Annotated in this window: 10 protein-coding genes; all 10 read left to right on the forward strand. The window is 41.1% G+C overall.

Annotated elements, in window-relative coordinates:
* Positions 1-31 precede the first annotated feature (31 nt).
* The 10 genes from hemA (at position 32) to MTBBW1_RS07900 (ending at position 11,595) form a co-directional block, all read left to right on the forward strand.
* The gene (gene hemA, locus MTBBW1_RS07850) at positions 32-1,384 is read left to right on the forward strand and encodes a glutamyl-tRNA reductase (protein WP_080801642.1); all 1,353 of its coding nucleotides are present in this window, start codon (positions 32-34) and stop codon (positions 1,382-1,384) included.
* A 314-nt stretch (positions 1,385-1,698) separates the two neighbouring features.
* Positions 1,699-2,061, forward strand: coding sequence for an RNA polymerase-binding protein DksA (gene dksA / locus MTBBW1_RS07855; RefSeq protein WP_080801645.1), 363 nt, complete (start codon positions 1,699-1,701; stop codon positions 2,059-2,061).
* A 419-nt stretch (positions 2,062-2,480) separates the two neighbouring features.
* Positions 2,481-4,205 (forward strand): ribonuclease III, encoded by a 1,725-nt coding sequence (gene rnc / locus MTBBW1_RS29450; protein WP_245809299.1) that lies wholly within the window; start codon positions 2,481-2,483, stop codon positions 4,203-4,205.
* The gene (locus tag MTBBW1_RS07870) at positions 4,202-5,293 is read left to right on the forward strand and encodes an elongator complex protein 3 (protein ID WP_080801648.1); all 1,092 of its coding nucleotides are present in this window, start codon (positions 4,202-4,204) and stop codon (positions 5,291-5,293) included. The genes rnc and MTBBW1_RS07870 overlap by 4 nt, the downstream gene beginning before the upstream one ends.
* A 301-nt stretch (positions 5,294-5,594) precedes the next feature.
* Positions 5,595-5,888: a MoaD/ThiS family protein gene (locus tag MTBBW1_RS07875; protein ID WP_080802068.1), complete on the forward strand. Its 294-nt coding sequence runs from the start codon at positions 5,595-5,597 to the stop codon at positions 5,886-5,888.
* An 8-nt stretch (positions 5,889-5,896) separates the two neighbouring features.
* The gene (locus tag MTBBW1_RS07880) at positions 5,897-6,691 is read left to right on the forward strand and encodes a sporulation protein (protein WP_080801651.1); all 795 of its coding nucleotides are present in this window, start codon (positions 5,897-5,899) and stop codon (positions 6,689-6,691) included.
* A 79-nt stretch (positions 6,692-6,770) separates the two neighbouring features.
* Positions 6,771-8,321: an ABC transporter substrate-binding protein gene (locus MTBBW1_RS07885; protein WP_080801653.1), complete on the forward strand. Its 1,551-nt coding sequence runs from the start codon at positions 6,771-6,773 to the stop codon at positions 8,319-8,321.
* 224 nt (positions 8,322-8,545) lie between these two features.
* Positions 8,546-9,484, forward strand: coding sequence for an ABC transporter permease (locus MTBBW1_RS07890; RefSeq protein WP_080801656.1), 939 nt, complete (start codon positions 8,546-8,548; stop codon positions 9,482-9,484).
* Positions 9,477-10,505, forward strand: a complete 1,029-nt coding sequence (locus tag MTBBW1_RS07895; RefSeq protein WP_080801659.1) for an ABC transporter permease — start codon at positions 9,477-9,479, stop codon at positions 10,503-10,505. The genes MTBBW1_RS07890 and MTBBW1_RS07895 overlap by 8 nt, the downstream gene beginning before the upstream one ends.
* Positions 10,477-11,595 carry an ABC transporter ATP-binding protein gene (locus MTBBW1_RS07900; protein ID WP_080801661.1) on the forward strand — a complete coding sequence of 373 codons (1,119 nt, stop codon included), beginning with the start codon at positions 10,477-10,479 and terminating at the stop codon, positions 11,593-11,595. Before MTBBW1_RS07895 ends, MTBBW1_RS07900 begins: the two co-directional genes overlap by 29 nt.
* The last annotated feature ends 15 nt before the right edge of the window (positions 11,596-11,610 follow it).

The raw sequence follows: 11,610 nt of genomic DNA on the forward strand, positions 1-11,610 counted from the left end.
AAAAATCAATATTCAGCATTAATGGCTAACAATGTCTAACATAATACTTATTGGAATTAACCACAACACAGCGTCAGTAGAGCTTCGGGAAGCCCTTGCATTTACAAGGGAAGAGATCATTGCAACCTTGCAAACACTCAAACAGAACAACAGAGTAAAAGAGGCACTGATTTTTTCCACATGCAACCGCATGGAAATACTGTTTATTCCGGAACAATCCTGCAATCCAGAATGCTCATGCAATATGGATAGTGACAGAGATGCCAGAAGCATAACTGATACAGACTCAATGATAAGTTTTCTTGGTGAGACCAAAAAGATATCACCAGAAAAATTCAGGAGTTCACTTTATATTTACAGCAACAGTGAGGCTGTAAAACACATTTTCAGGGTCGCATCAAGTCTGGACTCCATGATTGTCGGTGAACCTCAGATACTTGGACAGGTCAAATCCGCATATCGAGACACTGTTGAAGCCAATGCATCAGGTGTTATCATAAACCGCCTTATGCACAAGGCATTCAGCATTGCAAAAAAAATAAGACGGGAGACAGGTATTGGTGATAACGCTGTTTCCATAAGTTATGCAGCAGTTGAACTTGCCAGCAAAATTTTCAGTGATCTCAGTCAGCGCTCTGTCATGCTACTTGGTGCAGGTGAGATGGCCGAAATTGCAATTGAACATCTGATTTCCCACGGAGTCGAAAGCATAATTGTAGCAAACAGGACTTTTAAAAATGGAGTTGCTGTTGCAGAAAAGTTCAATGGAAAGGCAATAACCTTTGACGAGCGTCTTGATGCACTAAAGGATGTTGACATAATAGTAAGCTCAACCGGCGCAACTGACTATGTTCTCACAAAAGCACATCTTAAAAAAGCCATGCAGCTTAGAAAACATCGTCCTCTTTTTTTGATTGACATTGCAGTACCAAGGGACATTGATCCCGGAATCAATAAAATAGACAATGTCTATCTTTATGATATTGATGATCTTCAAAATATTGTTGACGACAATATGGATGAAAGAAAAAAGGAGGCTGTCAAAGGTGAAAGACTGGTTGAAGAGGCTGTTATAAAATTTCAGAAATGGATTGACAGCCTTGATGTGGTTCCCACCATTGTTGACATAAAAAACAAAATTGATACGATTGCTAAATCAGAAGCAGAAAAAACCCTTGCTTCCCTTGACCTTAATGATTGGCAAAAGGAGGCCATTGAGCGGATGCTCCAGGCTGTAAGCAGCAAAATAATGCATGACCCCATACGTTTTCTGAAAAACACCGGCTGCCATCGGGATGACTCATTTTACATTAATGCAGCAAGGCAGTTATTCAACTTAGACAATGGCCTTGCCCTTCCGGATACAACCAAAACTGAAATATAACATATATGATAGATACCCTATCTTTACCGTGAAAATGACTATCATTTTTATATTTGGGGGTGCTTGATACGTAATCAATCATGCCCGTTTAAACATTTCATCAATTGGTTTACTCTAAAATTGGTGTACTCTAAAACACAACATACATGACGGATACCTGCTGCATTCAAATGGATCAACCATGAGGGTTTAGACTTTTGGCATACAATCGAATTTAATCTTTACATTTACACTTTCGACGTGTAAAATCAGAAAATTTTTTTCCAAACAGGCTCAACACCAATGGGCTGTCAATTAAAGTGAAGGACAAAAAAATGGAACAAAAAGATCTGGATTTTTTTAAAGCACTCTTAACTGAAAGACTCAGCGATCTCCTTTCTCATGCGGATTCCACTGTGACCGGCATGACCGCTCCCAAAGATAATTTTGCAGATCCAACGGACAGAGCTTCCCACGAAGCGGAAAGAAATTTTGAACTGCGGATCAGGGACAGGGAGCATAAGTTGATCAAAAAAGTAAAACAGGCTTTGATGCGTATTGAAAACAACACCTTTGGAATATGCGAGACCTGTGGTGAGGATATTTCCACGCCAAGGCTGAAAGCAAGACCTGTCACTACCCAATGCATTGAATGCAAAACACGGGAAGAGATGATGGAAAAAGCTCTTGGCATATAACAGCCATGGCGGATACTCACTGCAATGGTAATAATGGATACCCACTGCAATGGCAACAATGGATACCCCTGCAATGGCAACAATGGATATCCACTGCAATGGCAACAATGGATACCCACTGCAATGGCAATATAGGAAGTCGTTTTAAAAACAGGCCGTTACGGAAACTTAGAATTTTTTTATTAACGTGGCCCTTTTTAATCCTGGAATGCGGGCGTCCAGCCCGCTTCGTTTAAATCAAAATATAAATAGCGTTCTTTCAAGGTTTGATTGTCGGGTATAAAATGCCTTGAACCTTTGAAAAGCCTTAAAAGTCACCCGACAGTTTAAACTTGAAGAAGCAATAGTTATTTCGTGCTCACCCCTTAACTGCGTAACTTTGCGGTTCCATATTATTTTTTTAAGGAAACTCTTTCAGCGTGATTGATCTGCACATTCATTCAACTGCTTCAGATGGCTCATATTCACCACCGGAAATTCTACAGATGGCTGTAAAATCTGGCCTGACAGCCATTTCAATTACAGACCATGATACCACAGATGGTGTCAGAGAAGCCATTGAGTATGGAATTCCTCACCAGCTTGAATTTATTACAGGTGTGGAGATAAGTGCTCATCCTCCGGCAGAATATTCTGATATGGGAACCCTTCACATTCTTGGCTACGGGTTTAGCATTTATGACCGCAATATGATAAAAACCCTACGGAAACTGAAGAGTGCACGTCTCCATCGAAATCCCCGGATAATTGAAAAGCTGAACGATCTTGGCTTTTCCCTTTCAATTCAAGAGGTGGAAAATATCTGTGGGCCGGGCCAGATAGGACGTCCACACATTGCAAGGGCAATGCTGAAAAAAGGTTACGTATCCACTTTTGACGAAGCATTTGATCTCTACCTTGGCAAGGATAAAGCAGCTTATGTTGACAAATTCAGACTGTCGGCAAAAGAGGCCATTGATTTGATCCTTGGCGCTGGTGGACTTCCTGTACTTGCCCACCCCGGTATTATTGAACATTATTACCAGGAACATAATGACAAAACTTTATCCCTGAATAATACCTTTGAAAAAAGAGACAAACCCGTTTCCCAAGATAATAAACCTGGAAAAAGAGACAGCTCATTACCCCCGAACAATAGTGATCTCTGCCGTCAAAATTGCCTACCACGCATAGAAAACCTTATATCGCGCCTCTCAGCCCTGGGATTGGCAGGCATTGAAGTACATCATACAGACCACACTGCCGCACAGACACAGATGTTTGAAAAAATAGCAACAAAAAAAGCACTTGTCATGAGTGGTGGTTCTGATTTTCATGGTGATATAAAACCGGAAATATCCATGGGCAAAGGAAACGGTTCACTTAACATTGATCATGAGCTTTACAGAAACCTCTATATCTCGGTTGATCGCCAAAAACAGGAAAACCCAGCAACTGAAAAACTTGAAATCAATCTTAATCACACTTTCAAGTCAAAATCCCTGTTTCACAATGCCCTCTACCACAGCTCCTATGTAAATGAGATGCAAAATCCTGATATTATTGATAACCAGCGCCTTGAATTTCTTGGAGATGCAGTTCTGGGACTGGCTGTCGGTCATATTCTAATGGAGAAATTTCCAGATATGAAAGAGGGAGATCTATCAAAACTTCGAGCTTCCCTTGTAAGCGAACCTGCCTTGGCATCCATGGCAAGAAAGATGGATCTGGGGCGATTTATATACCTTGGCAAAGGTGAGCGTCTCTCAAGGGGTGGTGAAAAAAACTCAATTCTTGCTGATACATTTGAGGCAATAATTGCTGCCATCTATCTTGAAACCGGATTCAAGAACACATATCAGCTTGTTGAAAACTACTTTGAACCCCAAATTGTCCAGCTCTCACTTAACAACGAAACTGAGGATTACAAAAGCATGCTTCAGGAAATTGTTCAGGAGATGGGTGATTTCACACCATTTTATTCTGTTTCTGGAGAAAGTGGTCCTGATCATGATAAGACCTTTGAGGTAACCCTCAAAGTATGTGGCATTGAGACACGGGGACAAGGCAAAAATAAAAAAACTGCAGAACAGAGCGCGGCTGCAATGGCCATAGATCTCCTCAGACATGACAGCAACACCAATGAAACTGCCATTGACAAATGACCTCTACTCCTGATTCATCTGGGTCCAAATCCTCACCCCCGCTTATTATTCCTTTTTTTATTCCCCATGCAGGATGCCCCCACCAATGTGCTTTTTGCAACCAGTCTATAATTACAAACAAATCACAAAACTCCGGAATAACTGCAACATGCAGTTCAGAAGATATTAACAGAACTGTTAAAGAATTTCTTGCATATAGAGGGTCAAGGCAAAAAGTTGAACTTGCTTTTTTCGGGGGGAACTTTCTTGGCCTTAATGAACCTGAAATTAAATCCATTCTGCAGACAGGGCAAAAACTTTTCAATGAAGGCAAAATAGATGGGATACGCTTCTCCACAAGGCCTGACACAATCACAAAAAGAACCCTTGATTTAATAACAGGGTACCCTGTCTCCACAATTGAGATAGGGGTTCAATCAATGGATAACCATGTTCTCAGAAAATCCCAACGTGGCCACTCTTCTGAAAATACAGTCAGGGCAGCAGAGCTTTTAAAAGACTATACCCCTAATATCTCAATGGGAATGCAGATGATGGTAGGGCTTCCCGGGGACAATGATGCAACAGCCATTAATACAGCAGAAAGAATTGCTGGTCTTGAGCCGGATTTCATAAGGATCTATCCATTAGTAGTACTTGAGGGCAGCATGATTGCCAGATGGTTTCGTCAGGGTAAGTATTATCCCATGTCACTAAAAGAGAGTGTGAACCTTGTTAAAAAAATATTTCTCATATTTGAGCAAAATGACATAGATGTCATACGAATGGGCCTTCAGTCTTCAGATATCATGCAGGATGAAAGTATGATGATTGCAGGGCCTTGGCATCCTGCATTCGGGCATCTTGTCCACTCTGAACTATTTTTTGATCATGTCGTTGAAATAATCCAGAAAAAATTGAGTACCAGCTTTTCTGATGCAACCCACCTTAAATTAGCTGTTCACCCATCTTCAATTTCACGTCTTCAGGGAAACAGAAAAGAGAATATAAAAAGATTAGAGACAATGTTTCCTTCAACAACCTTTCAGATAATAACTGATAAAGCCCTTGATAGAAGCAGGCACGGAATAAATGTTAATTTTTTTTGACCATTAAAGGCATGTTTCATCTACGGCTTTACAATTTTTTAGTTGAACAGATTAAAAATATTCCAGGCAACATCTTAACATCTTCCAATCCCAAACATCTTACCTTGCATATTCCAAAGGCATTTCCAAATCTTCTGTTTGACCACCATAAATAATAGTGCTAAAAAAGAGTGGTATTACACTACATAATGACCATAAACTCATAGACACAAACACGTCCTGGATGATATAAAAATTCCACATGATCTCTTCATATCCTCTGTGGAATTGCCCATCAGGCAAAGATAAGGCAAATTATCGAATGATAACAATAACATTCAACGCATTTTCCTTTTTGCAGAAAAAACTATCCAGACACAATATACCATTTTCTAATGTCACCCTGGAAATTCCTCAAAATACAACAGTTACACAGCTTATTTCAAGGTTAAAACTTCTCAGGGAAGATGTTGAAGGTGTTTTTGTAAATGGTTCTGTTGTTCCCTTTGACACTGTAATTCAGGATGGAGACAGGGTAGGTTTTGTACCACCCGGAACCCCAGGTCCTTACAGAGTTTTGCTGGGAATTGTAAAAAAAAAGAATGAATATTCATAGGAGCACAAATGTCTTTGTTCAAAAAAATGCTCTCCAGCGTAGGAATTGGAGCAGCAACGGTTAATACAGAATTATTCAATGAATCCTATACCCCCGGAGAGTCGCTTACGGGCATAATAAACATTAAGGGAGGAAGTGTTGAACAGCAGATTGATGCAATCTATCTAAAAATCAAAAGCACATTTGAAGATGAGATTGAGGTGGAGAACGAGGATGGAGAAGAGAACGAGATCAATATAACAAGAAATGCCCTTGTTGCTGAATATAAGATATCTGAGCCATTTACTATTGGTAAAAATGAGTCTATTTCATTTGATCTTGATTTTATCCTTCCTGAAGATACTCCGGTCACAGTGGGTAAAACCCGTACCTGGGTTGAAACTGGACTTGATATCAAAATGGCTCTTGATCCTTCAGACAAGGATTATATACACGTACTTCCCCACCCTATGGTGGACGCTGTCCTCACAAGTACCATGGATATGGGTTTTGAAATATCAGAGGTTGTTTGTGAGCCTGCCCCTCCATTCATGCAGATGAGGCTCCCATTTATACAGGAATTTGAATTAAAGCCTGTTGAGGGTCATTTTAAAACAAGACTTGACGAAATTGAACTTGTTTTCAGACCAGAGAAAGATAGAGTCGAAATATTCATGGAAGTGGACAGAAAAGCCAGAGGTCTCTTAGGAAGCCTTTCCGAAATGATGGGCACAGATGAAAGTATGCTCCGCTTTACTCTCCACCAAAGTGATCTTGACACTATAATCCTGAAATTAAATGATCTGATAGAAGAACATTGCTAAAGCAAACAATGTAATCATAGTTATAAACGGGTGAGTTACTAAATATAAATTCCTTAACACTATTGGAGAATTAAATTTTATGAAAAATGTATTTATTGTGGCAGGGCTTGCAATATTTCTGTCCATGGGAATCATTCACCATATCCCGTGTGCCGAGGCAAAAGAGAAAGTTCTAAGAATCGGCATGGCAAAGGAGCCTGCAAAACTCAATCCGGTTTTTATCCCGGGGATTTACGGAGAAGCTGTGGCTGGCAATATTTTTGACACATTGGTATCCTACAAAGAAAATGCTTCAATGCCAACTCCACTGCTTGCTTCAAAATGGGAAATATCCGAAGATGGAAAAGAGTACACTTTCCATTTAAGGGAAGATGTAAAATTCCACAACAACGAAAAATTAACAGCAAAAGATGTAAAGTTCACCCTTGAAGCCATCATGGATACTGCCAATGCATCCCCAAGCAAAGAGTTTTTTGAACCTGTGGAACGCATTGAAACAGATGGTGATTTCATCATAAAGCTCCATCTTAAAAATCCATATGCCCCATTGATGCTGGCTCTGGGAAGCCACACAGCAGGCATTATGCCGGCAGATCATGTAAAACAAGTCGGCATGGATGCTTTTGACAGCCACCCTGTTGGAACAGGCCCTTTTATCTTTGTTGAGTGGCTTCCTGATGAACGAATTGTTCTTAAAAAAAACCCAGGCTATTTTCTTGCAGAACCGGCCATTGACAAGGTCATTTTTCGGCCAATTCCAAAACCTGAAGTCATGGCAGCAGAAATTGAATCAGGCGGGATCGACATTGCCCAGAATCTTTTGCCACAGGATATCAGCCGCCTTGAAAAAGAGGGGAACCTCAATGTCATGACCATTGCGGGCCTTGGCAACTCATACCTTGGCTTTTCCTATAAAAAGGCACCCTTTTCAGATCCCCGTTTCCGAAAGGCTGTATATCATGCAGTTCCTTTTGATGCTGCCATAAAAGGCATATGGAAGGGGGTAGGAGAACGAAGCTACTCATGGATTCCAGATGGCGTCTTCCCATTTGATACTGAATACATGAAATCAAGGGCACTGCCCCATGACAAGGAAAAGGCTGAAGAGTATTTCAATGAGCTTAAAAAAGAGGGAATTTTACAAGATGGATTTGAATTTTCTATCTATACATCCCAGAATCCCCATCGTGTAAAAATAGCAACAGTCGTTGCAACTGAACTTAGAAAATATGGCCTTAAAGCAAAGGTGGAATCCCTGGAATGGGGAACTCTGTTTCCTATCCTCAAAAATGACTCGGGCTGCTATATTATGGGCTGGGGATCTGTACCTGATCCTGATCGCTGGACATACAAAATTTTTCACAGCGGCTCCACAATGAATTTTTCAAAATATGAGCTGCCTGAAATAGATGAGGCACTTGACCTTGGACGAAGCCTTGTCAGCAGCAAACAGAGGGGTGAACAGTACATAAAGGTTATGAGAAAGGCACTTGGAGAAGATTACATCCATATTCCCCTGGTATTTAAAAGCGTTACTGTGGTAACTGGCAAAAATATTGAAGGATTCACACCGTCTCCACAGGATTATTTTCACCTTGTAACCGAAAAACGCAATGTAACTGTAAATTAAAATAATGCACTGTCAAGACTTAATTTAGGATTATCTGCAACGTAGAGACAAGGCATGCCTTGTCTCTACAATTAAACGAACCCTAATTGGTAGTGTCATAAAAGTGTTGATATCTTTTTGTGAAAGCCCTACTGAATCAAGGTTTGTGAAGAGTTCATCAACATATTTGGGACACCACCCCCTAATTTTTAGCTTTGACAATGCACTAAGCTCATGGAGAGACAATGCTGAACTACACAATCAGGAGGCTTCTGCTGCTGATACCGCTCCTGTTTTTTATTTCAGTCATGATTTTCGGTATTTTAAAACTGACGCCCGGAGATCCGGCTGTTGTGCTTCTTGGAGAGAGAGCAACTGAAGAGGCACTGGAGCTTACGAGGGAAAAATATGCATTAAACAGCCCCTTTTACGTTCAGTATGTCAAAATGATGGGCAACTTTTTCACAGGTGAGCTTAAATCCATCTATTACAAAGAAAATGTCATAATGGTGGTGCTTAAAAAAATGATCCCGACACTGGAACTTGGATTAACAGCATTGATGCTTGCAATCGCCGTTTCCATTCCAGCAGGGATCATTTCATCTGTGAAGAGAAATTCCATTTTTGATTATACATCCATGACAACTGCACTTTTTGGAATATCAATCCCTGTATTTTTTACAGGGATTTTGCTCATTTATCTCTTTGCAGTAAAACTTAAGGTGCTGCCTGCATCCGGATATGGTGGAAGTATGTTTACAATTGAAGGATTGCGACATCTTGTCATGCCTGCTTTTGTACTCTCTTTTACAATGATGGCATCCACAACCCGCATTACCCGTTCATCCATGCTTGATCTTCTTCAGGAAGACTATATAAGAACAGCAAGAGCTAAAGGTGTCAAAGAGAACCAAGTTATTTTAAAACACGCCTTTAAAAATGCTCTTATGCCAATTGCAACCAATGTGGGCAACCAGATTGCAAGATTGTTTGCAGGTGCAGTTTTAACGGAAACTGTATTTGCCTGGCCAGGTGTCGGACGACTTGCTGTCAATGCAATCTTCAGGAGGGATGAGCCACTTGTTTTCGGATGTGTTCTGATTCTCTCGGTAATATATGTGGTTGTAAATCTTATGGTTGATCTCTTTTATGGAATCATAAACCCCCGGATACGATATGAATAATATCTTGAAAATAAAAACATTTTACCTTTTCATAATATCCGCACTTTTGCTTGCAGTAATTTCCCCAAAAGCAGAGATCGACTATATATCCTATGGAATCTTTGCACTTCTTACGCTTATTATCCTCCTGATATCCCTTGCCATTTACCGACACAAAAAGATCAATGCCACCACAATAATAAAAGGGACAGGGGAACTTGTATGGCGTCGCCTGGCAAAGAACCGCACAGCAACAGCATCCATGATTATTCTCATTCTGCTTTCATTCCTTGCAATACTTGCTCCATTCATAACACCCCATGATCCACTTGAAACTGACTGGGGAGCACTCTCACAGGGCATATCATCAAGCCACTGGCTTGGGACAGATGATATGGGACGCGATATCTTTGCAAGAAATCTCTTTGGAATCAGGGTTGCAATGGGGATAGGTGTAACTGCCGTAGTTCTGAACACACTCATCGGCACATTGCTCGGGCTTCTGGCAGGCTATTATGGCGGTAAAACCGATAATGTGATCATGCGGCTGCTTGAGATATGGAATGCCATACCATTTATCCTCCTTGCCATTGCAGTCATGGCTGCCCTTGGAACAGGAATCGGCAAACTTATACTGATTGTAAGCCTCTCCAACCTCATGGCATTTGCAAGAATCATAAGAGGATCGGTGATGACTGTTCGGGAATTTGACTATGTTGCTGCCGCAAAAGTAATCGGCATAAAGGATTTTCATATCATTATCCGCCATATAATTCCCAACTGCATATCCCCCATACTTGTGCTTGCAAGTCTCAGCATAGGAGAAACCATTCTTGTAATTGCAGGACTTTCCTTTCTCGGGCTTGGGATTCAGCCACCAATGCCAAGCCTTGGAGGAATGCTATCCAACGGCCAGCAGTTTCTCCATGAAAATCTTCTTATGTCCATTGTTCCAGGAGTGACCATTCTTCTTATCGTGCTATCATTCAACCTTTTTGGAGATGGAGTAAGGGATGCCCTTGACAGTCGGCTTGAATCATAAAAAAATAACAAATGAGAGTGGTGCTCCGAATAACGGCCATGTCAGACCAGCTGACACAACAAATCTTAAAAATCCTTTAAAAACAAAGATTTACAAAGATTTTCCAACAAAATGTACAGATAATGATGATCTACTGCTTCAGATAGAGAATCTTAAAACCTTTTTCCACACAGAAGACGGATTAATCCGCGGTTGTGATGGTGTAAGCTACAGCGTCAAAAAAGGTCAGACCCTTGCTGTGGTGGGAGAATCAGGTTCCGGCAAATCAGTTACTGCCATGTCAATACTGAAACTCATACCCGATCCGCCAGGTAAAATTGCAGGTGGCAGAATACTTTTCAAGGGAAATGATCTTCTCTCCTTTACTCCTGATGAGATGCGCAAAATCAGAGGCAATGAAATTGCCATGATATTTCAGGAGCCAATGACATCCCTTAACCCTGTCATGACTGCCGGAGAACAGATAAGTGAAAGCCTCATTCTTCATCGGGGCTTTAACAAAAAAGAGGCTATGTCAAATGCTGTTGAGCTTCTATCACTTGTTGGCATTCCGGCTCCGGAAACCCGTGCCGGGGAGTATCCACACCAGTTGAGCGGTGGAATGCGCCAGAGGGTGATGATAGCAATTGCCCTTGCCTGCCGTCCGGATCTACTTATTGCTGATGAACCAACAAGCGCACTTGATGTAACAATACAGGCACAGATCCTGCGTCTTATAAAAAAACTGCAAAAACAGTTCGGTATGGCAGTCATCCTTATTACCCATGACATGGGTGTGGTTGCTGAAACAGCAGATATGGTTGCAGTCATGTACTGCGGCAGGATTGTGGAGTATGGAACCAGCCACGATATTTTTTTCAGCCCAAGACATCCATATCTTAAGGGACTTCTTCGCTCTGTTCTTAATATTGATAATGAGGAAGATGATCTCTACATAATTGAAGGCAACATTCCAGATCCACTTAACCTTCCTGAAGGTTGCCCCTTTGAACCAAGATGCCCTGAAAAAATGGATATATGCACAAAACAGCGCCCTGAACCCTTTTTCTTTGGCAATGTACATTATGCCTGCTGCTGGCTCCATGCATAAAAAAGGCTGTAATTG

It is taken from the genome of Desulfamplus magnetovallimortis, assembly GCF_900170035.1.
Classification (GTDB): Bacteria; Desulfobacterota; Desulfobacteria; order Desulfobacterales; family Desulfobacteraceae; genus Desulfamplus; species Desulfamplus magnetovallimortis.